The organism is Desulfovibrio sp. Huiquan2017 (assembly GCF_017351175.1).
Classification (GTDB): Bacteria; Desulfobacterota; Desulfovibrionia; order Desulfovibrionales; family Desulfovibrionaceae; genus Pseudodesulfovibrio.
In genome coordinates, this window is record NZ_JAFMPN010000018.1 from 35,986 (window position 1) to 61,171 (window position 25,186).

Genomic DNA, 25,186 nt, shown 5'->3' on the forward strand with positions numbered 1-25,186 from the left:
GGACCTAAACCGAGTCGATGAATTCGCAGCGCAGGCCGCCCTCCCCGTCCACATGGACCAGGGCCAGGGAGCCGCTCTCGCCCAGTGAGCCGGGGTTGAGCAGGCGGACGCCCTCGACCACGGACCAGTCGCGGGCATGGGTATGGCCGTAGCAGACCAGGTCGAGTCCCGGCCCGAAGGCCTGGGCCACCTTGACCGGCACTTGGGAACGCGGTCCCCATCCGTGGGTTACGCCCACGGTCAGGGGCCCCACCTGCGCGGTAAGCATGGGATCCAGCTGTCCGGCCAGTTCCGGGTCCCAGTCGCAATTGCCGCGCACGCACAAGAAATTGTCGTGTTGCAGGAAATAGGACCAGGCGGCCACGGAGGTGATGTCTCCGCAATGAATGAGCGCGTCCGACGGACCGAGCCAGCGATCGTAGACGGCGTCAAGCCAAGCGGGCGGCGTACCCATATGGGTGTCCGAAATAACGGCGATCTGCATGGGCGGGGCTGAGAAGGTGGACTATTCGGAGACCTTCTTGGCGCGATAGCGGATGTAGGCGTCGCGGACCGCGGCGTACTTGTCCACCGCACCTTCGGTCAGCGTCTCGTACTCGTTGCCTTCAAGTTGCAGGGAGAGATCGTTCAGGTTCTTGTAGGCGCGGATGGCCATGAACTCGACGAAGGTGAACCGGCCGTAGGTTAGCGGATCGCAATAGGCGTCCGCCACCCAGCCCACGGTACCCCGGATGGAGCTCGGGCCGATGAAAGGCCAGACCAGGTAGATGCCGGGCCCGAACCCGGCCTTGCCCAGGGTCTGGTCGAAGCCGTCGGCCGTCGGCCGCTCGGGCTCCCAGTTCTTGGGCATGCCCCCGGTGACGTCGCCCAGACCGAGCACGCCGAAGGAGGTGTTGGCCACGAATTTGGACGTCTCCATGTAGGCGGCGTCCCACTTGCCGGTCATGAGGTCGTTAAGGAACCGGACCGGAAACAGCATGTTGGTGAAGAAATTGGAAACCCAGGTGCGGGGACGGGGCGGGACCACCCAGGCATAACCCTGAGCCATGGGCCGGAACACGCCCCGATAGAGGACGTCGTTGACCTGAAACCAAACCCGGTTCCAGCCGGACAGGGGATCGCTGACCAGGGGCTGATTCGCATACTCGGCGTCGAATTCATCGAAGTCGTCGGACATGGCGGCCCGAGACTCGGGGGTGGTGGCGGGCTCGCCGCCGAATTGGGCCACCCGGACGGGTTCCGCCGAGGAGTCGGAGGCACGGGAGATGCCCGCCGCTCCCAACAGGAGTGCGGCGGCCAGCACTATGGTCATCAAACGAAAGCCTGTTTCTTCAACCCTCATTACGATGCCGGTTCTTCCTCTTTGCCCAGATCTATCTGCTCGATGCGATTCTGGATCGTTTTCAGTAAGTCTTCGCCGGTGCCCTTGTTCAGTACTTCGGCGAACTGGCTGCGGTAATTCATCACCAGGCTCACGCCTTCGGCGACGACATCATAAACCATCCACTGTCCCTGAACGATTTTCAAGCGAAATTCAACAACTATTTTTTTGTCTTTGTCAATGATTTCCGTTTGGACCTTGGCGTTGTTGCCGGAAATATCCTCACGCGTGTACTGCACGTCCTGGCCGCCGTAGGCGGGAATACGCTTCAGATACGACCGTTCGAGCAGCTTGACGAAGGCCTCCTGGAGCCGGCCGCGCAGGTCCGGAGACATGTCCAGCCACGGCCGTCCCACCGCGAACTTGGTGACCAGACCGAAATCAATGTATTGCTCGGCCGCTTCGCGCAGCCGCTCGACGGCCTCGTCATGCCGGACGGGGTCCTGCATGGCGGGGTCGGACAGCATCTTGACGATCTGGTCCACCCCTTCACGCACGCGTTCGGTGGGGGACTGCCCGGCCATGGCGGCGGAAGCGCCGACGGCCATGAGGCAGGCCAGAACAAAGCTCAATGCGATTCTTCTGCAAATCATACTATACCTATCCCTGGTACGTCCGCGTCCTCTATACCGAGCCGAAGGCGAACTTGCTGATCAGGTCCTCAAGGTTAATGGCGGGCTGCGTGTTGAACAGCGTATCGCCCGGCTTGACGGGATCGCCGAGTCCGCCCGGCACGATTTTCACAAACTTGTCGCCGATCAGCCCGTTGGTCTTGATGGCGGCGATGGCGTCGTCCGTGAGCTGCACCTCCTTGAGGAGCATCATGGTCACCGAGGCCACGTCCTTTTTCTGGTCCAGGCCGATCTTGCCGACAAAACCTATATCCACGCCGAACATCTGCACCGGGGCATTGACTTTCAACCCCGAGATGTCCGTGAAATTCGCTTTGACTTCGTAGTATTTGTCCGAGAAAAGCTGCACGTTGCCGAGCTTGACGCTCATGTAGACAACGGCCAGCAGCCCCATGATCACGAAGATCCCCACTGCGGTTTCTTTCTTTATCTTGAACATCGGTCGTCCTTCCGGATGGTCAGTTTCTCGCCCAAGGCGCTGGTGCAGTCGATCCGCATCATGGCCGGGTCTATGGGTGGCATGGTCAGCCTCGGAGCGGAGCGCTCCGGGGCCACCCGGTCCAGGAACCGGCGCAGATACGGGTCCGTAGTCTTCTCCAGTTCCTCGATGGTCCCCTGGTACAGGCAGCGGTGCTCGCCCAGGATGACCACAAAATCGGCCAGGCCGCGCATGCTCGCCAGGTCGTGGGTGACCACGACCATGGTCATGTCGAAATGGCACATCATTTCCAACAGAAGCTGGTCCAGCTCGGCCGAGAGCACCGGGTCCAGGCCCGAAGTGGGCTCATCGCAGAAAAGCACCTGCGGGTCCATGACCAGGGCCCGGGCCAGCCCGGCCCGCTTGCGCATGCCCCCGGACAATTCGTTGGGGAACAGGTCCAGGGCGTGGCCCAGATCGACCATGTCCAGCCGGTCCTGGACAATGCGCATGATTTCCGGTTCCTTGAGCCTCGTGTGCTCACGCAGCGGCAGGGCCACGTTATCCTTGAGCCGGAGCGATCCGAGGAGCGCACCGTCCTGGAAAAGCACTCCCGTGCGCTGGCGCATGCAATGCGACTGTCGGGGAGTCATCTCCCCCAGATCGTGGCCGCCGAGCAGAATGCGCCCGCCCATGGGCGGCTGCAGGCCCAGGATATGTTTGAGGACTGTGGATTTGCCACAGCCCGAACCGCCCACGATCATGGACAGCTTGCCGCCGGGAAATTCAATGTTCAAATCGTTGACCACGGGCGTATCGCCGTACCCCACGGTCAGATTCTCCAGTCGTATGCTCGGTGCCGTGCTCACGTCTCCTCCTACCACAACAGCGACGTCAGGACGTAGTCCGCGGCCAGGATAACGACACACGACTTGACCACCGCACTGGTGGTGGACTGACTCACGCCTTCGGGGCCGGCGTGACCGGACCGCAGATGGGTGTAGTACCCCTCGAAACAACAGATGGTGCAGACCAGCACACCGAAGACCACGGCCTTGACGAAGCCGCCCTCGATGTCGTCCCAGTCCAGGGAGCCGGACACCCGCGACCAGTATACGCCCGCGTTGGCCCCAAGCAGCTTCACGCCGGTCAGCCAACCGCCCCACAGGGCGATGAGGTTGAAAAACGCCGTCAGTATGGGAAAGCTGATCAGGCAGGCGGCCATCTTCGGGGCCACCAGGTAACGCATGGGGTTGATGTCCATGATGGTCAGGGCGTCGATCTGCTCGGAGATGCGCATGACCCCGATCTCGGCGGTCATGGCCGACCCGGCCCGGCCGGTGAGCATGATCGCGGTCAGCACCGGAGCCAGCTCGCGGACCATGGACAGGGCCACGCCGGTGCCCAGAAAGCCGTCCGCGCCAAACACGGACAGGGCGTAGTAAAGCTGCATGCCCATGACCATGCCGGTGAACAGCCCGATCAGGGCGATGACCGACACGGACTGCACGCCGATGAAATATATCTGGCGGACGATCTTCGGGAACTGTCCCCACCCCGCGAAGACGAGGCGCAGGGAATCCAGGAGAAAGAGCGTCAGATTGCCGATCTCATCCACAGCGCGGCAGACCCAGCAGGGGAACAAAGGCGCCGTCATCCCGCGTGTTTTCTCCGTCATATATATAGCTCCAGCCCTTGGAAGACGGCTCGCGCCGCCTCGGATAAACGGTCCCGCCATGGATGGGAACCGAATCGTGTAGCGTTCGATTTGGGACTCCTACCCAATATAAACATAAACGGCAAGGCCGTTAGTCACACCGAGCATAAGAAGCAGGCCGGGTTCCCGGCCAGGCCTCACTTCCCGTCCGGCCCGCCGTTCTTGCGCGCCCACCAGTCCCGATCCGGGCCCAGGAACCACCAGTCCTTATGGTCGGTCTTCATGGCGGTCTCGGCCAATTCCCGGCCCCATTGCGTACGCACCCGCTCGACCGCGCTCTCCAGCCACTGCCCGGCATAGCGGTTGCCGTGGTCCAGCTCTTCCTTCAGGTTCAGGATGAAATCCAGCTGGTCAGCGTCCTGGGCCAACCGGGCCTCCAGGGTCTCGGCCTCTTCCAGCTCCTTCCAGTACCCGAGAACGTCCTCTTCCAGCCCCGTGCCATCGGTGGCGTGCTCCAGCACCTTCGTGCGCTCGGATTTGTTGTAGATGTGGGCCACGTAGTTGAAATCCCCGGTGCGCGCCTCGTGCAGGTCGTGGAACAGGCACATGTATGTGGTCCGGGCCACGTCCGCCCCGGCCATCAAGGCCAGCACGTGGCCGATGACCGCCGTGCGGAAGGAGTGTTCGGCCACGTTCTCCGACCCGGTGCCCAGAAACTGGTACCCGGTCCTCGGCGTCCGGCGCAACATCCCGCATTCGTTGAGAAAGTCAACAAGCCTCGTCAGCCTGCCCCGCGCTTTCATATCTGCCATGGATTGTTCTCCCGGCCCCCCTCCCCGCGTTGTTCCCAAACCTTTTCATCCGCATTGCGGGGCCGGGGACGGAGGGCGGCGCCCTATATCGTTAGCTGCGGTAATCCGCGTTGATGGAAATGTAGTCGTGGGTCAGGTCGCTGGCCAGGAGCATGGAGGAGCCCGGTCCGGCGCCCACGGCGATGTGGATGACGACGTCCCGCTGCTTCATGATCGGTCCCAACAGATCGTCCATGTCGCCCGGTTCCGGAGTGCCGTTGCGGAAGACCAGCACGCCGCCGATCTTGAGGACCAGGTCCTCGGGCTTGAAATCCGCGCCAGAATAACCCGCCGCGCAGATGATCCGACCCCAGTTGGGGTCCGAGCCGAACAGCGCGGTCTTGACCAGGGGCGAATTGCCCACGGCCCGGGCCACCTTCTCGGCGTCCGCGTCGTTCCGGGCCCCGGAGACCTCGATGAAGGCCACCTTGGTGCCGCCCTCGGCGTCCATGACTATCTTATAGGCCAAATCTTCGAGCACCGCGAGCAGATGCTTGCGCAACAGCACGTAGTCGTCCTCGGACTCGATGGCCACGCCGGATTCGCCGTTGGCCAGGGCCAGGACGGTGTCGTTGGTGGACATGTCGCCGTCCACCGTGACCCGGTTGATGGTCAGGTCCACGCAGTCGGCCAGCATGGTCCGCCACGCCTCGGCCGAAATGTCCGCGTCGCAGACCACGAAGCAGAGCATGGTGGCCATCTTCGGGGATATCATGCCCGCGCCCTTGCACATGCCGAGCAGGCGGACCTCGCCGCCCTTGAGTTCAAAGGAGCTTTCGGCCAGCTTGTGCACGGTGTCCGTGGTCATGATCGCCCGGGCCGTGTCCTCGGGGCCGGCCGTTCCCAGGCTCCCCTTCAAGGCGGGCATGACGTCGGCCCACTTGCCCATGTCGAACTGCGCGCCGATGACGCCGGTGGAGGCGGGCAGCAGTTCGTCCGCCGGAACGTCGAGCGCCTTGGCCGCCAGGTTCAGGGTCTCGCGGCAGTTGGCCCTGCCCTCGTCGCCGGTGCAGGCGTTGGCCTGGCCCGAATTGACCAGAAACCCGGACATCCTCCGGCCGTCGGCCAGCATCTCCTTGCACTGGAGCACGGGAGCGGCCTTGAACTTATTGGTGGTGAACACGCCTGCGGCCACTGCCGGAGTCCGGCTGACAATGGCTCCCAGGTCGAGCTTGCCGGGCTTCTTGAACGACGCCGACGCCGCGGCGAAGCTGTATCCAACGGGTATTTTCATCGAATTCTCCGGATGCTGTTTTCAAATCGACCACAGCCATAACGCAGAGTCGGTCCGCTGAAAAGAGGGAAGTGGTTGCCTCGACCCGCGGGCTGGCGTATGGCTGTCGCCATGGATCTGTCGACCCTCGCCCTCGTGTTCGCCACGTTCTTCTTCGCCGCCTTCCTCAAGGGAACGGCCGGGCTCGGCTTCGCCACCACCTGCCTGGGAATCATGGCCGCCTTTCTCGACGTGCGGCAGGCCATCCCCCTGGTGATCATTCCCTCCGTCCTGTCCAACGCCCTGGTCATGATCGACGCGGGCGGCTTCCTGCCCATCCTGCGCCGCTTCAAATTCATGTTCCTGGCCACCCTGCCCGGCCTGCTCATCGGCCTATGGCTGCTGGGAGGCAGTTCCTCGGCCACGCCCCGCCTGGTCCTGGGCACGGCCATGTTCCTCTATGGGGGATGGGGACTGTGGGGCGGTACCCTGCAACTGGTCCAGCGCCCGCTCCTGGACATCGCCGTGGGCGTAGTCACCGGCCTGGTCAACGGGCTGACCGGCTCGCAGATCATGCCCATCCTGCCCTATCTCATGTCCCTGGACATCTCAAAAGACGAGTTGGTCCAGGCCATCAACACCTCTTTCACCTTATCCTCGGTGATCATGCTCGTGGGGCTGAACCGGCTGGGCATGGTGTCCATGGAGGTGCTCGCCATCTCCGTGGCGGGACTCGTCCCCGTATTCCTGGGCATCCTCGTCGGCAGCAAGGTCCGGCGCTGGCTGCCCGAGCCCACCTACCGCCGAATGGTCTTCGCCCTCATCGGCCTGCTCGGCCTGGGCCTGATCCTGCGCGCCTTCCTCTAAGTCTTGCCTTCCGGGCCCAAACCGGCGTATTCTGCCCCATAAACCGGATATCCAAGGAGCCCCTCCATGCGCACCACGTTCTTCCGCCTGATCGCGGCCCTCCTGGCCGTGGCTTTCCTGAGCGCACCCGCCACGGCCGGACGCAAACTCAACGTCTCCAACGGACAGACCGTGTACGTGCCCATCTACTCCCACATCTACCAAGGCCCCAAGGGCAAGCCGTACAACCTCTCCGCCCTACTTTCCATCCGCAACGTGGACCAGAATCACTCCATCACGGTGACCTCGGTAAAATACTACGACAACAACGGGAAGCTGGTGAAGGACCACCTCACCGAACCCGGGACCATCCCGCCCTTGGGCACCAAGGAATTCTACGTGTCCGAGCGCGATTCGTCCGGCGGGTCCGGGGCCAACTTCACGGTTCGCTGGAAGAGCGGAAACAACACCGCCGTGCCGGTGATCCAGGCGATCATGATCGGGACCGCCTCCGGGCAGGGCATTTCCTTCACCTGCGACGGCGTGGCCATCGAGGAGAACTGACGAACGGCCCGCGCACGCGGCCTATCCACACCACCCCGGGCGACCGGCCCGTTCGCCCCGAGAACCGACGACAAGGGGCAAAGGCCCAATCCATGAAATCCGGCGTCTTCACCAGCCTGTTCATCTCCACCGTGGTCGTCATGCTCGGCATCGGCGTCATCGCCCCGATCCTGCCCCTGTACGCCCACGACATGGGCGCGTCCGGCCTGGTCGTCGGCGCGATATTTTCGGGGTTCGCCCTGTCGCGCCTCTTCCTGGCCCCCCTGGTGGGCAGCTTTGCCGACCGGCACAGGAAAAAACGCATCCTCATGGCGGGCCTGACACTGTTCATCGCCGTGTCCCTGGCCTATGTGGCCGCGGACTCCCCGACCCTGCTGCTGCTCATCCGCCTGGTCCAGGGCGGCGCCAGCGTATTGGTCACGCCGGTGGCCCAGTCCTATGTGGGCGACATCACCCCGGTGGGCCAGGAAGGCAGACTGGGCAATCTGTACTTCATGTCCATGTTCATAGGCATGGCCGGAGGCCCCTACCTGGGCGGCTGGCTCTGCGACCACTACGGCATGGCCGCGCCCTTCTACGCCATGAGCGTCCTGTCGTTTCTCGCCCTGCTGCTGATCCTGTTCCTGGTGCCCGACGCACCGGCCTCCGCGCCCCGGCCCGAAGGCCGCCGGACCGGAGTCAAAGCGCTGCCGCCGGTCCTCGGCGACCGGTCCATGTGGGGGATCATGGTCTATTTTGGCTCGCGGGGTTTCTACCGCTGGGGATTCAACACGTTCTTCCCGATGCTGGCGATCAAGGTCAGCGGGGCCAGCGTCACCGAAGTGGGAGCGGTCCTGTCGAGCTACATGCTCTCCGGCTCCCTGGTCCAATACCCCTGCGGCCTGCTCGTGGACAGATTCCCCCGGCACAAGGTCCGGTTCGTGCTCTGGGGCGGCGTGTCGGCCGCCCTGTCCATGTGCGCCATCGCCTTCTGCCGGAGCATGACCATGTTTTTCCTGCTTTCGCTGGCCATGGGCCTGCTCAGCGCTCTATCGCGCGCCGCCTGCATAACCATACAGACCGAGCGGGGGCGCATTCACGGTATGGGCGCGGCCGCCGGGGCGATGACCTCCTCCATGAGCCTGGGACAGGTCGTGGGGCCTCTGGTGCTGGGACTGATCGTGGATTGGACCGCCATTCCGCCCGCCTTTGTGGTGGCGGGCCTGGTCGGCCTGGCGGGTTCGCTGGCGGCGGCGTTTCTGCTGCGCCGGGACGGGGACGGACACGAAGATCCGCCCCGCGCCCCGATGCGGAATTTCAAAAAATCGGACGCGGAGGCCTAGGCCTCCAGCTCCTTCATCAGCCATTCCTTGATGGGCGGAGTCAATTCGAGAATGCCCTTGATTCCCTTGATGTCCGCAAGCAACTGCTTGGCCAGGTCGTCCGGGATCTTCTTCGAACAGAGGATAGTCGAGCCGTAGTTGTCCATGCGCATGAGGACCACCTTGGGCTCGGCCCAGGTGTCCATGGCGAAATAGATCGAATACTCCCCGGACGTCGTCACCGGCGACCGCATGGCGTCACGGTAGTTGTTGTTGCCCCATTCGAGGTACAGGGTGACGGCATCCTCGTGGATCATGTCCCAGTTCACTTCATTCAGCCACTGCTTGCAGGCGTTGGTGTCGTCGCTCATATTTCCTCCAAAGATGTTCTTGTCATTTTCCGATAATAAGGATCGTTCCGGAACCTGTCCAGCCTCTCACGGGTCGATGCCGGCGTCGCGATTCCGCTGTCTCACCCGGATCAGCACCGCGAATCCGACGAGCAGCATCAGCGTCGCCAATTCGCGCACCCACAGGGCCCAGACCGTCACCCCGGCGAGAACGACCGCGATCAGCAGCCGCCAACACTTGCCCCGGTTCCACGGCGCGGCCGACCAGTTCCTTTCCCACTCCACGCCCCGGTGCACGAACCGAAACCACAGGTTCTCCGGCGGCGCGCCCAAATCCAGCTCGAAGAAGCCCGCGCCCAACAGGATCAGCGAGGCGGCCAGCACGAGATAGCCGTGCGTGAACAAGGCCAGGGCAAACAGGCTCAGGCCCGTGCAATGCAGACTCCAATTCCACGGCTGCCGGTGCCTGGACACCGCGAGCCCGAACAACGACGAAGGCGTGACGGCCATGATTTCTCCTTCCCGACCATACAAACGACTTCACCGTCATTGCAACCCATTACGGGTTTTTGTAAAAGCAGGGCAGGGAGGACTATCATGGATACTTATCTCATCTCGCGGGCCGTGGCCGAAATCGGCGAATGCCTGCGTGCGCAAAATCATTTCCTGGCCACCGCCGAATCCTGCACCGGCGGGCTGCTCGCCAGCACCCTGACGGATACCCCCGGCAGTTCCGAATGGTTCGCCGGGTCCGTGGTCGCCTATTCAAACACGGTCAAGAACAAGCTCTTGGACGTGCCCGACGCCGACCTGGAAAAACACGGCGCGGTCTCCGAGCCCGTGGTGCTGGCCATGGCCCGGGGCGTGCTCAAGACCATCGGCGCGGACGTGTCCGTGGCCATCTCCGGCATCGCCGGGCCCTCCGGCGGCACCCCGGACAAACCCGTGGGCACCGTCTGGATCGCCTGGGCCTGGCCCGACGGCGCTCGGGCGCGCAAATACCACTTCCAGGGCACCAGGGACCAAGTGAAGAGCCAAACGGTCATGACGGCCATCAACGGCCTGCTGGGCGTGACCAAGTAACAGGGCGAAAGCCTTCGGCGGGCGGGGCGCTGCCCCAACCCTGCCAGAGAACCTTTTGCAAAAGGTTCTCTGGACGCTACCAAACTTTTTGTGTTGCCTGCGGCGAAGGGACGGACGAGGATGGTCGCTTGTTTCGCGTGGGAACGGAAATAGCGTGATGTTTTCTGACAAAGGCTAACAGGGGAGCCCTACTCGTTTCTCGCCTTTCCCCCAAAAACAACCCGTTTTTTTGCCCGGAATCGCCAATCGGGACGACGGAAGGCGTTCCTTGCCAAGCCCTCCGCCCCCGCACCTCCGAGCCAGCTCGGCGATGGGATTCTCAAGGCCCTCGGCCTTGAGCGGGTCCAGGGCAGCGCCCTGGCCGTCGGAGCCCCCCGTCCGGAGGTCTTCCCTACTCCATGCCTTCGTCCACGAGCAGGTCCCGGCCCGAGGCGGCGCCCCTGGCCAGGTCGTCCACCCTTTCGTTGAGCAGATGCCCGGCATGGCCCTTGACCCAGTGGAAGGTGACGTCGTGTTCCTCGATGAGGGGCATGAGCCGCCGCCAGAGATCCTGGTTCTTGACCGGCTTCTTGGCGGCGGTCTTCCAGCCGTTGCGCTGCCAATTCTTGAGCCAGCGTTGGGTGATGGCCTGCTGGACGTACTTGGAGTCGGTCCAAAGGTCCACGGCGCAAGGCCGGGTGAGGGAGGAGAGGCCCTCGATGACGGCGAGAAGCTCCATACGATTGTTGGTGGTCCGCTTGTAGCCTTGGGCGAGTTCCTTGTAGTTGGCGGCGGACTCGCCCTTGTATTCGCCGTGAATAAGGACCGCGCCGTAGCCGCCGGGGCCGGGGTTGCCCAGGCAGGAACCGTCCGTATACATGGTCACGCGATCACTCACTCTTGTTCTCCTTGTTCAATGAATCGAGTTTTTTGAGGATTTCCACCAGGACCTCCTGGATGGCCATGGGCCAGTCGCCCTCCTTGAAGGAGGGGAGCAGAAAGGCGGTCTTGAGGGAGTCGATGAATTCCGGGCCCAGCGCGGTGCGCATGAGCGGGGGGAAGCGCAGCTCCACCACGTCGATAGCCGGGGCGAGCCCCATATACATGGTCTTGTCGTCCAGCTCCGGGACCACAAAGTCGCCGCCGTATATCTGAATCTTGCAGTCCATGCCCCATTGGTCGCGCAGGGACTGGGTGAAGGAGACGATCATATTCTTCTGATCCTTGGTCAGGGTGCGGGTCTCATCGTAGATCGCGCTCCGCTGGTTGAGGACCTCGACCACATGCTCGTTGTTCTTCATGAACGCCCAGATGACTACGGCGAAAACCAGAAACAGCGCCAGGGAACGAATAAGTTTTTCCCTGGGCGTGGAACCGTGCACTCGGGGGATGGTTATGCGCATTTCCGCTCTCTATCGTCTGTGCCGGTTTCAGGCAAGGGCCAAGAGGCTAGCCCTCGCCCCGAAGGGCCTGGATGGGGTCCAGCGACGCGGCCTGACGGGCGGGCTTGAGGCCGAAGACCAGGCCCACGGCCTGGGAACCCGCCAGGGCCATGAAAAAGGCCTTCCAGGAGAATTGAATGGTCAGGATGCCCAGACGCGACAGGAATTGCCCCAACCCCAGACCGAGGAACAGGCCGAGCACGCCGCCGAGCAGGGTCAGGGCGCAGGCCTCGACCAAAAATTGCAGCATGATGGCGGAGTTGCGCGCGCCCATGGCTTTTTTCAAGCCGATCTCCTCGGCCCGCTCCGAGACCGAGATGGAGAAGAGGTTGGCCAGGACAAAGCCCCCCACCAGTACGGCGATGCCCGCAGTGACGCCCAGAAAGATGGTCAGGCCGCCCTTGAAGAAGGCCAGGAACTTGAGAACCTCGTCGGCGGTCAGGATGGAAAAGTCATCGTCATCCTCGGGCGCGAGGTGATGCAGGTGGCGGAGCAGGGAGCGCAGGTTCTCGGTGTGCGCGGCCATGTAGTCCGGCTCCACGAATTTGACCCGAAGGGCCCGGAAATACTTGCGGTCCAGGTTGTAGCGCTGGACCAGGGTGGACAGGGGTATGATGATGCGGTTGTCCACATCCCCGCCCCCGCCCGAGGTGACGCCCCGGTAGGAGAGCTTGCCGACCACCTGGAAAGGGATGCCCGAGATGTACAGAACCCGGCCCACGGGGGACTCGTCGCCGAACAGCTCACGCGACGGCGTGTCGCCGAGAAGCGCCACCTTGGCCCCGATGCGCTCGTCCTCGGCCGACAGGTCGCGGCCCTCGCTGAGCGGCCAGTTCCAGGCCCGGGAATAGTCCTGGGTGGTGCCGACGATGACCACGTCATGGTAGCTGCGGCTGCCCGCCTTGACCGTCTGCCCGCTCTTGGCCCGCATGGGCAGCACCTGGTATGCGCCGGGCAGAGAATCCCGAATGCGCGCGGCGTCCTCGCGGCTGAGGGTCAGGGTGCGCATGCCCACGGCGCGCTTCTGAAAGTTGCCGCCGAAGACCAGGGCCGCGTCCGGGCCGAACATGTCCACCATCTCCACGGCCATGCGGTTGGCCCCGTCCACCGCCGTGACGATCAGGGTCAGCGAGGCGATGCCGAAGGCCACGCCCAAGACCACGAAAACGGACCGCAACTTGAAGGCCCAAACGGCCTCCAACCCCATGCTTGCTACTCTGGTTATGGTCCGCATCATTCGTGTGTCGCCTCCGGCGGCCGGGGGAAGGGGGAAGGGAAACCCTTTGAAAAGGGCTTTCCCTTCCCCCGGACCCCCATCCCCCTTCCCTTCCTAAACTTTTTGTATCGCTTCGCGAAGGGCGGTGGACTAATTTTAATCCCTAACCAAATCCATTCGTAAATCTGTTTTCATCGCTTTTAACATATCATCAAATAACACATCTTGTGCATTTGAACCTGGTGCAGCGTTTTTAAAAGCCCGTGATAGACTAATAACATCTTTTGAACCTACGAGTTCAACTCGCGCTTGGCTCAAGCCATATCCTTTAAGCGCACGATCAGAACGTGAAACAAGACACTCTTTTAAGGAATAAAACAGCCCAATATACGCATCTCGTTTTTCTTGAAATATTCTCTGATCGTAGTGCAAACGAGTCGCTTCTTTACGCACATTTAATGATGCGCGCTAAGTTACTAAAGCAGCTATCATACTCCCGCCGCCAAACATTGCTATTAAAGAATCAACCCACCCCATATCTTCTCCTATGTCTTACCACGTACTATTAGCGGCCAGCATCTCCGTCCTTCCGCTCCCGGACGCCCCTGCCGCAGGCACATAGAAAGTTTGGAAGGGGGGTCCAGGGGGGAAACTTTTTCAAAAGTTTCCCCCCTGGCCGCCGGAGGCATTTGTTTTCACATCCTCGGCGATGCGCCCGTCGTGCAGGCGGACGATGCGGTCGGCCTCGCGGGCCACGTCCTCGTCGTGGGTGACGAGCACGATGGTCTGCCCGGCCAGATGCACATCGTGGAAGAGCTTCATGATCTCGCCGGAGGTTTTGGAGTCGAGCTGGCCGGTGGGCTCGTCGGCCAGAAGAATCTGCGGATCGTTGAGCAGGGCGCGGGCCATGGCCACCCGCTGCTGCTGGCCGCCGGACAGACGCGAGGGTTTGAAGTGCATGCGGTCGGCCAGGCCCACCCGCTCCAGAAGATTTTCCGCGCGGGCGGTCAGTTCGGAACGCGGCTTGCCGGAGTAGAGGCCGGGCAGGATGACGTTCTCGAACGCGGTGGCGTAGGAAATCAGGTAGAAGGACTGGAACACGAAGCCGAGAGCCCGGTTGCGCAGGTCGGACTGCTGGTCGTCGTCCAGATTGGAGGCGTCGCGGCCGAGCAGGCGGTAGACGCCCGAAGTGGGCCGGTCGAGCAGGCCGATGATGTGCAGCAGGGTGGACTTGCCCGAGCCGGACGTGCCCTGGAGGGCGATGAACTCGCCGGGAGCCACATCCAAAGTGATGCCCTTGAGGACCTCGACGCCGGGGTCGGCGTCGCCGCCCTTGCCCTGGAGGAAAGTCTTGATGATCCCGTTCAGCGAGATGGCCGGTTCGGTCATTGCAGCCCCTTCTTGCCGACCTTGGCCCCAGGCAGGACGAGCTGGGTAGCAACCACGTCGCCTTCGGACAGGCCGCCCAGGACCTCGGAAGTCTCCAGCCCTACGAGGCCGAGTTCGGGGGTGACCTCCTCGGGTTGCTTTTCGGGGTCGGTCACGCGGAAACAGACCTGGCGGTCCCGGACCCACTTGAGCGCGTTGTTGGGCACGGTGAGCACGTCGTCCCGGGTCTGGACGACGATCTTACACTGGGTGGTCATCTCAGGACGCAGGAAATCCGCCTGTTCGCTGGTGACCGTGACCAGGGTGCGGTAGTAGACGATGTTGTCGCGGATTTCCGGCTCGGGATAGATGCGATCGACCGAGCCCCGGAAGACCTTGTCGCGGTAGGCGTCCACGGTATAGCGCACGGGCAGGCCGGGCTTGACGCGACCGATGTCGGTCTCGTCCACGTAGATCCACATTTCGAGCTTCTCCGGGTTGAGCACGGTTATCAGGTTGGACACGGACAGGCCGGAAACAATGGTCTCGCCCTCCTGGGCGGCCACCTGGCTGACCACGCCGTCAATGGGAGAATAAATGCTGGTGTAGGAAAGTTGCACCTTGAGAGTATTGAGATAGGCCCTGGCCGCGGCCACGCCGAAACGGGCCGTCTTGGCGTCCTGGGTGGCCACGTCCAGGGAATCCTGGGCCTCCAGGCGCTTCTGGACCAGGGTGCGTTTGCGCGGCAGGTTCTTTTCCATGTATTCGAGCTTGGCCTGGGCCAGGTCGAGATTGGCCTGGGCCTCGGCGATACGCGCCTTGAGCTCGCGGGCGTCGATGCGGGCTACGAGCTGGCCCTTTCGGACGTGGTCGCCGACCTTGACGGGCACGGATTCGAGCACGCCGGTGGCCTGGGCCCCGATCTTGACCTGGGCGCCCACCTGGGCCTTGACGATGCCGGTGGCCTCCAGAACCTTGGACACGCTGCCGCGGGCGACCGTGGCGGTCTTGAGGACCTTGATCCTGTCCTTGGACTGCCCGGCGGTGAAATACCAGACGCCGCCCCCGGTAAGGAGCACGGCGGCGAGGATGAATATGAGCTTCTTCATGTCTGCTTGTCTCGTTCCTGTTCGATCTCCCGGCGCAGCACGGCGGAAAAATCGGCGGGTTTGATCGGCTTGCGGCCCCAAAGCACGTCGCGGAAGGTCACGGCCCGAAAGGCGTAACCGCAACCGTTGAGCGTCTTGCCGCCATGGTAATATAGCGACTTGGACGGATAATTTCCACATAAAGCGGGCCGGGCTCCATACTCGGTGCAATTGTTGTCCCGGCCGAGCAGGGCGCAGTCGAAGAGCAGGTACCCGCCGGCGTCGCGTCCCGCGGGCCGGAAACGGGCGTGCTCCGGGGCGTCGGCCACCAGCCGCTCGAACTGGGACGCGCGGCGCAGCCAGCGGCCCCGGTCGAACAGGAGCACGGACCGGCAGCAACGGCCACAGCGATTGCACTTCCCGACCACCTCCACCTCGCTCCGCAGGACGCGGGAGCGGAAACGCCGGAAAAGGCCGGTCAGGGAATCCCGGCCGTTGAAAACGTCGAAAAGGTTCACGCGCGACGGCTCCGAATTATGTCCAACGAGGTCGTGTTCATGCATTTTCCTCCGGCTTTTCTTGACCTACCCCCGCAATATGCCTACTTGTGGGTCATTATGAATTGGGATTGGGAAAAATTACAAAAGCAGCAACAGGGGCGCCCCGGCGGCAAACCGCCGAGCTTCGACGATTTCCAGGATCAGCTCGACAAATTGAAGAAATTCAAGTTGCCCGGTTGGAAACTCGTCATTCCTCTCCTCATCCTTCTCTGGATCGCCAGCGGATTCTACATCGTGGAGCCCGACGAGGTGGGCGTGGTCAAACAGTTCGGCAAGTTCAACCGCATCACCACGGCGGGTCCGAATTACCACATTCCCTATCCGGTGGAAAGCGCGCTCACCCCCAAGGTGACGCAGATCCGGCGCGTCGAATTCGGCTTCCGGTCCGTGGGCAGGCCCATCACCCAGAGCTTCCAGCAAGGGGTCAGCCGCGAGGTCAAGGAGGAATCCCTGATGCTCACCGGCGACGAGAACATCGTCTCCGTGCAATTCATCGTCCAGTACATGATCAAGGATGCGGAAAACTACCTGTTCAACGTCAATGACCCCGAGCAGACCCTGGCCCATGCGGGCGAGGCGGCCATGCGCGAAGTCATCGGCAACGGCAAGATCGACGACGCCCTGACAACGGGCAAACAGGAGATCCAGGTCCAGACCCGGGACCTGATGCAGCGCATCCTGGACGACTACAAGACAGGTTTGTCCGTAGTGGCCGTGCAGATGCAGAACGTGCATCCGCCGGACGAGGTCATAGAGGCCTTCAAGGATGTGGCCTCCGCCCGCGAGGACAAGAGCCGCTACATCAACGAGGCCGAGGCGTACCAGCGCGACATCCTGCCCAAGGCGCGCGGCGAGGCCTCCCGCATCACCAATGCGGCCCAGGCCTACAAGGAAGCCAAGGTCCGCAAGGCCGAGGGTGACGCCGCCCGGTTCCTGTCCGTGCTCAAGGAGTACGACAAGGCCAAGGACATCACCCGCGACCGCCTCTACCTGGAGGCCATGGAGACCATTCTGTCCAACCCGGACACCGAGAAGCTGATCATGTCCGATGACGCCCTCAAACAATCCATACCCTATCTCCCCCTGGACAAGCAGCCCCGTTCGGCCGCTCCCAAGGAAGCAAAATAAAGGGGGAGTTCCGATATGAAAAAAACGACCATCCTACTCGCCATCGTCGTCATTCTCGGGGCCTTTGTCCTGACGTCCGCCGCCTTCACCGTGGACCAGACCCAGCAGGCCATCGTCATCCAACTCGGCCGCCCCGTGGGCGACAGGGCGCTCGGCCCCGGCCTGCACTTCAAGCTGCCCCTGGTCCAGACCGTGGTCTTCTTCGACGCGCGCATCCTGGATTTCGACGCCAAGCCCGAGGAGATCACCACCACGGACAAAAAATACATGAACGTGGACTCCTACACCAAGTGGCGCATCACCGATCCCCTGACCTTCTACACCAAGGTGCGCACCATCCAGGGGGCCCGGGCCCGACTGGACGACATCGTTCGTTCGCAACTCCGGGTGGCGCTGGGCCGCTACACCCTGATCGAGGTGGTCTCGCACAAACGCCAGGAGATCATGGACGCGGTGACCAAGCGGTCCCGCGAACTGCTCCTGCCCTACGGCATAGAGGTCCTTGACGTGCGCATCAAGCGCACGGACCTGCCCGCCGAGAACGCCCGGTCCATCTTCGGCCGCATGAAGGCCGAACGCGAACGCCAAGCCAAGCAGTACCGTTCCGAAGGCCAGGAGGCCTCGGCCAAGATCAAGGCCAATGCGGACAAGGAACGGACCATCATCCTGGCCGACGCCAACAAACAAGCTGAAATCATCCGAGGAGAGGGCGATGCCCTGGCCACCAAGGTCTATGCCACGGCCCTGGGGCAAAATCCCGACTTCTACGAATTCACCCGCAGCCTGGAAGCCTACAAGCAGGGGTTTGCAAAGAACACCCGCTTCATCCTGACTCCGAAAAGTCCTTTCCTCAAGCACTTGCAATAAGAAGATAATACTGCCGTCAAAAAAGGATGTGGCCGCCATGCGGCCACATCCTTTTTCCTTTTGCCAAAAATAACCTTAAACGATATCATTGACATTATCGGGAGATTCTCCCAAAGTCGCTAGGAAATTTTCCCGGCAAATAAAAATCGGCGGAATCTGTCGTTTGGTCCGGGGGATCACCCCCTGTTTGATAAAATATAATGTCGGTTATACCTGGAATGCCATATTCCGATAATAGGAAGGGCTCCCTACATGCCGTCATCACTCGTTAAGGAGCGACTATGCCCAAGAAGAAACGGAGATGCGACGAAGCGCAGCTCAAGTGGTTCGAAGAAGCCCTTGAGCGCATCAAGAAGGCGACCGGGGCTCGGACCCAGGTCCAACTGGCCGAGGTGCTCGATGTACGCCAATCGAGCATTTCCGACGCCAAGCGCCGTTGTTCGATCCCCGCAGACTGGTTTTTGAAGTTGTACCGCAGCCACGGGCTGGACCCGGATTGGCTGTCCGAAGGCGTGGAGCCCGTCTACATCAACGCCGACAAGGCCAAGGTCCCGGCCGACACCCTGTTGCGCGAGACCCCGGCACCCTACGGCCGGATGAACTCCCGGGGCCGGCTGGTGCCGGTCTCCACCATGGCCGGCGCGGACAAGGACGCCGCCGACTGGGAGCCCAAGTCCATCGAGGAACTGTCCGTGCCCGAGTCCTTCTGCCGGCCCAAGCTGCTGGTGGTCAAAGTGGACTCCGCAAGCATGGACCCGGTCATCACGCGCGGCGCCTTCGTCGGCATCGACCGCGACCAGAGCGAACATCCCGACGGCGACCTGTGCGCGGTCCACTTCCCCCACCAGGGACTGACCATCCGCCGGGTCTTCCACCAGGGGGATACCTTCCTGCTCAAGGCGGACAACGATCAGTACTCCGACCTGACCATCCCGGCCGAAGAAATGAACGACCGCACCGTGGGCCGGGTCATCTGGGTTCTCCAGAACCTGGCGCCCATGTAGGCGCTTCGTTTCCCACCGAATCACGAAGGGCCGCCCGTTCGCCGGGCGGCCCTTTTTTCACGCCCGGGGCGCCGCCCTGCCCTGACGCATGTTCCCTTGACTTGCGACGCCAAGCGGCCCTACTCTCCGGCCCATGAGCACCTCCCCCAAGATTTCCACCGAGACTAAGGCCAAGCCCGTCACCGCACCCGACATCCAAGCCATGAAGGGCGGCGAGAAAATCTGCTGCATAACCGCCTATGACTACCCGTCCGGAATCATTGCGGACCAGGCGGGCGTGGACCTCGTGCTGGTGGGCGACTCCCTGGCCATGGTCGTACTCGGCCGCGCGGATACCCTGTCCGTAACGGTGGACGAAATGGTCCACCACACCCGGGCCGCGGCCCAGGGCGTCAAGCGCGCCCTGCTGGTCAGCGACATGCCGTTCATGTCGTTCGCCACGGTGGAACGGGCGCTCGCCACCGCGCATCGGCTCATGGCCGAGGGCGGGGCCCGGGCGGTCAAACTCGAAGGCGGCCGGACCGTGGTCGAACAGATCACCGCCCTGACCGAAGCGGGTGTGCCGGTCATGGCCCATATAGGGCTGACCCCTCAGCACGTGGCCCGATTCGGCGGCTTCAAAGCCCAGGGCAAATCCGCCGAGGCCACCCGCGCGCTCATCGAGGACGCCCAGGCCGTGGAGGAGGCGGGAGCCTTCAGCGTGGTCCTGGAGGCCATGCCCGTGGAGGCCGCCCAGCTCATCACCGAGGCCGTGAGCATCCCGACCATCGGCATCGGCGCGGGCAACGTGACCGACGGCCAGATTCTGGTCTATCACGACGCGCTCGGCCTGTTCGACCGCTTCTCGCCCAAATTCGTACGCCGTTTCGCCGAACTGGGTGAGGACTCGCGCAAGGCTGTGGAACAATACTGCGCCGAAGTCCGGCGGACGAGTTTCCCCGGGGAAAAGAACACCTATTACATGCCCGACGCCGAGCTGGCGCAGGTCCGAAAAATCAAGGTCAAACCAAAGAAGAAATAGATGACCCTCGACCTCTCCTGGCCGATCCTCTGGAACGGCCTGTTCTGGCCGCTCATCAGGCTGACCTTCTTCATTTCCGTGGCCCTGATGGTGGGCATCCTCATCGAATCCCTGAACTGGACCCGCTACGCGGCCAAGGTGGCCGCGCCCCTGGCCCACCGCGCACGGCTCAAGGATATCTCGGCGGCCAGCTTCACCATGGCCTTCTTCTCCGGGCTGACGGCCAATACCATGCTGGCCGAGGCCCATGAAAAAGGGAAGCTGTCCGACCGCGAGCTGGTCCTGTCCAATCTGTTCAACTCCCTGCCCACCTATTTCCTGCACCTGCCGACCATCTTCTTCATAGCCAGCCCGTTCATCGGCTCGGCCGCCTACACCTATGTGGGGTTGACCGCCCTGGCCTCGATCCTGCGGACCATGGGCATCGTCTTCGCGGGCAAATTCCTGCTCCCGCCCCTGCCCGAGGGGTGCCTGCCCTGCCGGTTGTCCGAGATCGACGAACGCTGGGACCGGGCGCGATTCAAAATCCCCTTGCGCCAATTCCGTCGGCGGCCCGGCCCGGCCCTGCGCATCCTCGGCCGGAGGCTGACCGCCACCCTGTCGCGGGTCCTGACCGGGGCCTGGAAGCGGTTCAAGAAACGACTGCCCAAGATCCTCTACCTGACCTGCCCCATCTACACCCTGTTCTTCGTGCTCAAGCAACTCGGCCTGTTCGCCTGGCTCCAATCGGCCATGGCGGGCGGAGCGGGCCTGTTCTCCTTCCTGCCGCCCGAGGCCCTGTCCATCGTGGCCTTCCACATGGCTGCCGAATTCACCGCCGGACTGGCCGTGGCCAGCGCGCTCATCGCCGATACCTCGCTCACCCAGGTGCAGGTCATCCTGGCCCTGATGCTCGGCAACGTACTCTCTTCGCCCGTGCGTGCCTTCCGCCACCAGTTTCCCTACTACGCGGGTATCTTCCGGCCTCGCATGGCCTTCAAGCTCATCCTCTACAACCAGGTGTCCCGCAGCCTGACCATCGCCTTCGTAGGCATGGTCTACGCCCTGCTCATGCGCTGACCCCCCGTCTTTGCTGCTTGTGCAAGCTCTGCACATACATTTGTGCAATACACATCACATTGCACAAATGTTGAACATGCAACGAACATCAATATGCTGTTATTATTGATAATCATGCTTTGGCACACCCTATGCTAATAGCAAATCATGATTGATGCAGTTACCGTCACTCTCATCATCCTGGTCGCCGTGTTGTTGCGACGACCCCTCCTCACCGACCCGGACGCCGATCACGGCGTCCGGGAAGTCGGGGAAGATTTCGGCTTAACGACCAAGGTCCCCGTGCCCGTCCGGACGACAAACCCCCATCCCGCCCGGGCAAAACGGCGCAAGGATCAGGTCTTTTAGCATATACCATACCTCCCTTGAAAAGCAGTTTCTAACCTCAAACCCCTCCTCAAAAGCAGACCTCTAACCCCTGAAAGGGCCGCGCAAGCGGCCCTTTCCCCTTTTTCCGAGACGCGCATTTCCCAGGCTTTTCCGGCCGATTCCTTGTCATATCCGCCCCGACGGCGTATATGTACGACAAAGCGGCATACTCAACCGGCCCGGACGTGCGCATGAACGATCTCGATAAGGACCACGCCCTCACTAGCGACAGCCTGCTCGAACTCACCGATGACGAGCGCATCGCCCTTGTGGTCGAACGCATCGAAACCAAATTCCTCGACTACGACGGGTACGACTTCTCACGCCACCAGATCCTGGCCCTGAACATATTCTTCGAGCTCTCCCAGGAAGTGCGCGGCCGCGAAATGTTCTACGCGGTCTGTATGGCCATCCCCAAGGCCCTGTTCGGACTGGAATCGACCATGTACCTCCTTGAGGACGAGGAGACCTTCGCCCTGGCGGCCTGCTCCTCGGGCAAATGCGACAGGGACTCCACCCGGCCGTGGAACGAATTCATGAACGACCGGCTGACCATCCAGGGCGAAAGCATGTACCTGCCCATCCGGGGCAACCCGGAATACAACGACATGCTCGCCTTCGAGCCGCCCCACAACCTCCTGGGCAGCTTCGTCATGCGCCCTTGCTCCGGACTGCCCGGCCACGCCCGCCTCTTCCTCGAAAAATACGTCAACCGCGTGGGCTACCAGCTCCACCACCGGATCATCCGCGCCCGCAACCGCGAGCACATCGCCTTCATCAAATCCATGGTTCAGGACATCGGGCACAACGTCATCGTGCCCAACATGTACTTCAAGCTCTATTTCAACCGGCTCAAGCGCAAGATCGAGCAACTTCACCTGACGACCACCGCCATCCTCACCGAACTGAACCGGAACGCGAACCGGGACCTGGTCCGCGAAGGCAACAGGCTGGCCGAAATCGCCGGGGGCATCGAGGGCCAGTACCAGGAGATCTACTCCCACTACGAATCCACCTCCATGTTCCTGGAAACCCTGCTCCGGCGGCGCCACTTCGAGGAAGGCCGCTACGTGCTCGAAAAACGGGACGTGAACCTGCGGACCACAGTCATAGACCCGGTCATCGAGCGTTTCCGACACCGCTTCGAGGAACAGCGCATCCACCTGGCCCTGGCCCCGGAGTGCCCCGAGGACCGAGTCATCCGCCTGGCCCTGGACCGGGGCCTCATCTCCCAGGTCCTGGACAATCTCCTATCCAACGCCTTGAAGTACACGGAAAGGACGTCTGTCCCGGAAGGCGGCAAGGAAAAACACGCCACCTACGGCTGGAAGGTCCTCGACGACTTCTTCGGCCCGGGCAAGTCCGGTATCCGGCTGTGGATCACCTCCTCGGGCGGCCCCCTGGACCTGAACGAGCCCATGGACGTGTTCAAACCCGGCTTCCGCGCGGACAACGTGGCCCACAAGTCCGGCACCGGACGGGGCCTCTACTTCGTCCGACAGGTGGTCGAACTGCATGGTGGTCGGGTCTTCTACGCCCACACCGACCAGGGGAACGAATTTTCCTTTGTCCTCCCGTTCGAACAAGCATAGCGCCGGTCCCGGCGGTGCAGGCCTTGACAAGCGAGGCCGTTGTCCTGTCTATTGGCGATCCTATTTCTCTCTTGCTCCCGGAGCCCGCATGAATTTGGATACCTATCTGGTCTTTCTGGCCGCCACCGTGGTGGTATTGCTCATCCCCGGCCCCACCGTGATGATGGTCGTGGGCAGTTCGCTATCCCAGGGACGGCGCGCCGCCGTGCCCCTGGTCTTGGGCGTGGGACTCGGCAATGCCGTGGCCGCCGGGGCCTCCCTGGCCGGACTGGGCGTACTCCTGGCAACCTCCGCCGAACTGTTCTCGATCTTCAAGTGGGCGGGCGCCGCCTATCTCGTCTACCTGGGCGTCAAAGCCTGGCAGGCAGACCCCAACGCGGGAACCGAGCCGGATTGCGTGCGCCCGGCCAGCCGGCGGACCCATCTGCTCAACGCCTGCCTGGTCACCGCCACCAATCCCAAGGCCATCGTCTTCCTCTGCGCCTTCCTGCCCCAGTTCATCTCCCCGGACCGCCCCCAACTGCCCCAACTGCTCATCCTTGAGATCACCGTCCAGATCCTGACCATGGTCGTGACCCTGTTCTACGCCCTGCTCGCGGTCAAGGCCCGCCACATCGTGGCCGATCCCCGATCCATGAAACGCCTGAACCGGGTCGGCGGCACCGCACTCATCGGCGCGGGGATACTGACGGCGGCGCTGAAAAGGGCCTAGCCAGGCAGCACGCGACAACACCCAGCCCTCTGTTTCGCCCCCCCCAAAAATGGACTTATCTACTTAACTCCCTTTCCGTCGGCGAAAAGCCGCGTGGAGGAAAAAGGATCGCGCCGGAGGCGCAAAATGGGATGCAAGGGCGCGAGTCCTTGCCCGCCGGAGGCGAAATCATCTTGATTTTCGCCGCGAAGCGGCTTTCAACACCTGTTTTTTCCCAGGGAGTTAAGGGGATAGTTCCCCACAAAAAAACGCCCCGGACCGTGCGCACGGTCCGGGGCGTTGATGCTTTGGGAAAAGGGATCAGTCCGCTTCCGACACCGGGTCCGGCGCGGGAGCGCCCGCCCGCCGGGCCAGAAGACGACGGTAATAGGACAGACACAGGCAGGTCATGGGCAGGGCTATGAGCAGGCCAAGAAAACCGAGCAACTTGCCCCAGATCGACAGGGACAGCAGAATGAGCCACGGGGACAGCCCCAGGCTCTCGCCCTGGATCTTCGGCACCAGAACCGCGTCCTGGATGACCTGGACCACGCCCATGACCAGCACGGCCAGGCCGATGCCCATCCACACGGACTCACCCGCCTCCAGCGAACTCAACCCGGCCAAGAACAGGACCGGCACCGCCCCGGCCACGCCCAGGTAGGGCGCGATGTTCAAAATGCCGATGAGCAGCCCCATGACCAGCCCCAACGGCAGGCCGATGAGCACGAAGCCGATGGCCATGAGCACGCCGACGATGAGGCAGACGATGATCTGTCCCCGAAAATACAGCCCCATGGTCTTTTCGAACTCGTCCAGAAATCCGGTCACGCTCTCACGGTACGGCGCGGGCAGGTAATCCTGCCACCCGGCCTTGATGCGCCCGAAATCGGCCAGCAGAAAAATGACGTAGAGCAGGATGACGAACACCCCGAACAACCCGGCCGCCGCATTGATCGCGCCCACGGCCACGCCCCGGATGCCGGGGACCACATTCCCGAGCACCGCCTTCGCCGCGTTCAGCGCACCCTGGGCCGTGAACAGGTCCCGAACCTCGGACGACTGCGCGGTCTCGCGCACCCAGGCCCAGATATCCGGCGGCAGATGCGCCGCAACCTTGTCCGCGAACTCCGTATTGGAGACCAGCCTGGAAAGGACCTGGCCCATGTGCGCAAACTCGTTGACCATCATGGGCACCAGCAGCAGCAGGACCCCGGCCGTCGCCGCCAGCAGCAGCAATATGGTCAGCAGGACCGCCACGCCGCGGCTGCCCACCCGCTTCTCGATGAAGCAGGTCATCGGATTGAGCAGATAGGCCACCAGCAGAGCCGCCACGAACGGCACCAGCACGCCCGACAGATAGCCCAGCAGCCAGATCGCGCCGATGAAAATCCCGGCTCCCAAAACCATCCGCACCACGGAATCCAACGTGTACGGCTTGCCGCTCTCGAACATGGCCCCTCCTGCAACATCTGTAAGGATTCGAATCTCATCGTCTACCTACCA

At 62.6% G+C, this 25,186-nt stretch carries 30 protein-coding genes; 12 read left to right on the forward strand and 18 right to left on the reverse strand.

Annotated features, from left to right (window positions below):
- Positions 1-4: 4 nt before the first annotated feature.
- The 8 genes from J0909_RS15330 to argJ form a co-directional block, all read right to left on the reverse strand.
- On the reverse strand, positions 5-484 hold the full coding sequence (locus J0909_RS15330) for a metallophosphoesterase family protein (RefSeq protein ID WP_207264167.1): 480 nt from the start codon (positions 482-484) through the stop codon (positions 5-7).
- A gap of 21 nt (positions 485-505) precedes the next feature.
- On the reverse strand, positions 506-1,312 hold the full coding sequence (locus tag J0909_RS15335; RefSeq protein WP_286182070.1) for an MlaA family lipoprotein: 807 nt from the start codon (positions 1,310-1,312) through the stop codon (positions 506-508).
- 29 nt (positions 1,313-1,341) lie between these two features.
- On the reverse strand, positions 1,342-1,974 hold the full coding sequence (locus J0909_RS15340) for a Tgt2/MlaC family protein (protein WP_207264169.1): 633 nt from the start codon (positions 1,972-1,974) through the stop codon (positions 1,342-1,344).
- A gap of 31 nt (positions 1,975-2,005) precedes the next feature.
- Positions 2,006-2,452 carry an outer membrane lipid asymmetry maintenance protein MlaD gene (mlaD, locus tag J0909_RS15345; protein ID WP_207264170.1) on the reverse strand — a complete coding sequence of 149 codons (447 nt, stop codon included), beginning with the start codon at positions 2,450-2,452 and terminating at the stop codon, positions 2,006-2,008.
- Positions 2,440-3,300: an ABC transporter ATP-binding protein gene (locus J0909_RS15350; RefSeq protein ID WP_207264171.1), complete on the reverse strand. Its 861-nt coding sequence runs from the start codon at positions 3,298-3,300 to the stop codon at positions 2,440-2,442. The genes mlaD and J0909_RS15350 overlap by 13 nt, the downstream gene beginning before the upstream one ends.
- 8 nt (positions 3,301-3,308) lie before the next feature.
- On the reverse strand, positions 3,309-4,088 hold the full coding sequence (locus J0909_RS15355; RefSeq protein ID WP_502757447.1) for an MlaE family ABC transporter permease: 780 nt from the start codon (positions 4,086-4,088) through the stop codon (positions 3,309-3,311).
- A gap of 197 nt (positions 4,089-4,285) precedes the next feature.
- Positions 4,286-4,900, reverse strand: coding sequence for an HD domain-containing protein (locus J0909_RS15360; RefSeq protein ID WP_207264173.1), 615 nt, complete (start codon positions 4,898-4,900; stop codon positions 4,286-4,288).
- A 91-nt stretch (positions 4,901-4,991) separates the two neighbouring features.
- Positions 4,992-6,173, reverse strand: a complete 1,182-nt coding sequence (gene argJ / locus J0909_RS15365; protein WP_207264174.1) for a bifunctional glutamate N-acetyltransferase/amino-acid acetyltransferase ArgJ — start codon at positions 6,171-6,173, stop codon at positions 4,992-4,994.
- A gap of 111 nt (positions 6,174-6,284) precedes the next feature.
- Here argJ and J0909_RS15370 point away from each other — a divergent pair, with 111 nt between their 5' ends.
- The 3 genes from J0909_RS15370 to J0909_RS15380 all read left to right on the forward strand — a co-directional run bounded on the left by J0909_RS15370 (position 6,285) and on the right by J0909_RS15380 (position 8,884).
- Entirely contained in the window at positions 6,285-7,019 is a 735-nt protein-coding gene (locus J0909_RS15370; protein ID WP_286182071.1) for a sulfite exporter TauE/SafE family protein, read from the forward strand.
- A 66-nt stretch (positions 7,020-7,085) separates the two neighbouring features.
- Entirely contained in the window at positions 7,086-7,562 is a 477-nt protein-coding gene (locus tag J0909_RS15375) for a DUF3124 domain-containing protein (RefSeq protein WP_207264176.1), read from the forward strand.
- Positions 7,563-7,654: 92 nt separating this feature from the next.
- On the forward strand, positions 7,655-8,884 hold the full coding sequence (locus J0909_RS15380) for an MFS transporter (RefSeq protein WP_207264177.1): 1,230 nt from the start codon (positions 7,655-7,657) through the stop codon (positions 8,882-8,884).
- Here the strand turns inward: J0909_RS15380 and J0909_RS15385 are convergent.
- Both J0909_RS15385 and J0909_RS15390 read right to left on the reverse strand, forming a co-directional pair.
- Positions 8,881-9,234 carry a DVU0772 family protein gene (locus J0909_RS15385; protein WP_207264178.1) on the reverse strand — a complete coding sequence of 118 codons (354 nt, stop codon included), beginning with the start codon at positions 9,232-9,234 and terminating at the stop codon, positions 8,881-8,883. The genes J0909_RS15380 and J0909_RS15385 overlap by 4 nt on opposite strands.
- 66 nt (positions 9,235-9,300) lie before the next feature.
- Positions 9,301-9,723, reverse strand: a complete 423-nt coding sequence (locus J0909_RS15390; protein ID WP_207264179.1) for a hypothetical protein — start codon at positions 9,721-9,723, stop codon at positions 9,301-9,303.
- Between the two features lie 87 nt (positions 9,724-9,810).
- Between J0909_RS15390 and J0909_RS15395 the strand changes: the two genes are divergently transcribed.
- Positions 9,811-10,296: a CinA family protein gene (locus tag J0909_RS15395; RefSeq protein ID WP_207264180.1), complete on the forward strand. Its 486-nt coding sequence runs from the start codon at positions 9,811-9,813 to the stop codon at positions 10,294-10,296.
- Positions 10,297-10,687: 391 nt separating this feature from the next.
- On the opposite strand, the gene rnhA is transcribed toward J0909_RS15395, so the two are convergent.
- The 7 genes from rnhA to J0909_RS15430 form a co-directional block, all read right to left on the reverse strand.
- Positions 10,688-11,155, reverse strand: a complete 468-nt coding sequence (rnhA, locus tag J0909_RS15400) for a ribonuclease HI (RefSeq protein WP_207264255.1) — start codon at positions 11,153-11,155, stop codon at positions 10,688-10,690.
- Between the two features lie 10 nt (positions 11,156-11,165).
- Complete coding sequence (locus J0909_RS15405) at positions 11,166-11,678, reverse strand: hypothetical protein (RefSeq protein ID WP_207264181.1); 513 nt, start codon at positions 11,676-11,678, stop codon at positions 11,166-11,168.
- Positions 11,679-11,724: 46 nt separating this feature from the next.
- Positions 11,725-12,954, reverse strand: a complete 1,230-nt coding sequence (locus J0909_RS15410; RefSeq protein WP_207264182.1) for an ABC transporter permease — start codon at positions 12,952-12,954, stop codon at positions 11,725-11,727.
- Between the two features lie 135 nt (positions 12,955-13,089).
- Entirely contained in the window at positions 13,090-13,386 is a 297-nt protein-coding gene (locus tag J0909_RS15415) for a hypothetical protein (protein ID WP_207264184.1), read from the reverse strand.
- 204 nt (positions 13,387-13,590) lie between these two features.
- The gene (locus J0909_RS15420; protein ID WP_207264186.1) at positions 13,591-14,322 is read right to left on the reverse strand and encodes an ABC transporter ATP-binding protein; all 732 of its coding nucleotides are present in this window, start codon (positions 14,320-14,322) and stop codon (positions 13,591-13,593) included.
- Positions 14,319-15,410 carry an efflux RND transporter periplasmic adaptor subunit gene (locus J0909_RS15425; protein ID WP_207264188.1) on the reverse strand — a complete coding sequence of 364 codons (1,092 nt, stop codon included), beginning with the start codon at positions 15,408-15,410 and terminating at the stop codon, positions 14,319-14,321. Before J0909_RS15425 ends, J0909_RS15420 begins: the two co-directional genes overlap by 4 nt.
- Positions 15,407-15,907 (reverse strand): YkgJ family cysteine cluster protein, encoded by a 501-nt coding sequence (locus J0909_RS15430; RefSeq protein ID WP_353616786.1) that lies wholly within the window; start codon positions 15,905-15,907, stop codon positions 15,407-15,409. Before J0909_RS15430 ends, J0909_RS15425 begins: the two co-directional genes overlap by 4 nt.
- 99 nt (positions 15,908-16,006) lie before the next feature.
- Here J0909_RS15430 and hflK point away from each other — a divergent pair, with 99 nt between their 5' ends.
- The 8 genes from hflK (at position 16,007) to J0909_RS15470 (ending at position 23,701) form a co-directional block, all read left to right on the forward strand.
- Complete coding sequence (gene hflK, locus J0909_RS15435; RefSeq protein ID WP_207264193.1) at positions 16,007-17,077, forward strand: FtsH protease activity modulator HflK; 1,071 nt, start codon at positions 16,007-16,009, stop codon at positions 17,075-17,077.
- Between the two features lie 15 nt (positions 17,078-17,092).
- Positions 17,093-17,944 carry a protease modulator HflC gene (hflC, locus tag J0909_RS15440; RefSeq protein ID WP_207264195.1) on the forward strand — a complete coding sequence of 284 codons (852 nt, stop codon included), beginning with the start codon at positions 17,093-17,095 and terminating at the stop codon, positions 17,942-17,944.
- A gap of 281 nt (positions 17,945-18,225) precedes the next feature.
- Positions 18,226-18,948 carry a LexA family transcriptional regulator gene (locus J0909_RS15445; RefSeq protein ID WP_207264196.1) on the forward strand — a complete coding sequence of 241 codons (723 nt, stop codon included), beginning with the start codon at positions 18,226-18,228 and terminating at the stop codon, positions 18,946-18,948.
- A 133-nt stretch (positions 18,949-19,081) separates the two neighbouring features.
- Positions 19,082-19,969 carry a 3-methyl-2-oxobutanoate hydroxymethyltransferase gene (panB, locus tag J0909_RS15450; protein ID WP_207264197.1) on the forward strand — a complete coding sequence of 296 codons (888 nt, stop codon included), beginning with the start codon at positions 19,082-19,084 and terminating at the stop codon, positions 19,967-19,969.
- A complete protein-coding gene (locus J0909_RS15455) occupies positions 19,970-21,028 on the forward strand; it encodes a hypothetical protein (RefSeq protein WP_207264198.1) in 1,059 nt (352 codons plus the stop codon).
- A 147-nt stretch (positions 21,029-21,175) separates the two neighbouring features.
- Positions 21,176-21,376: a hypothetical protein gene (locus J0909_RS15460; RefSeq protein ID WP_207264199.1), complete on the forward strand. Its 201-nt coding sequence runs from the start codon at positions 21,176-21,178 to the stop codon at positions 21,374-21,376.
- 212 nt (positions 21,377-21,588) lie between these two features.
- Positions 21,589-22,989, forward strand: a complete 1,401-nt coding sequence (locus J0909_RS15465; protein ID WP_207264200.1) for a sensor histidine kinase — start codon at positions 21,589-21,591, stop codon at positions 22,987-22,989.
- 88 nt (positions 22,990-23,077) lie between these two features.
- Positions 23,078-23,701, forward strand: coding sequence for a LysE family translocator (locus tag J0909_RS15470; protein WP_207264201.1), 624 nt, complete (start codon positions 23,078-23,080; stop codon positions 23,699-23,701).
- Positions 23,702-24,001: 300 nt separating this feature from the next.
- On the opposite strand, the gene J0909_RS15475 is transcribed toward J0909_RS15470, so the two are convergent.
- Complete coding sequence (locus tag J0909_RS15475) at positions 24,002-25,135, reverse strand: AI-2E family transporter (protein ID WP_207264203.1); 1,134 nt, start codon at positions 25,133-25,135, stop codon at positions 24,002-24,004.
- Positions 25,136-25,186: the final 51 nt, after the last annotated feature.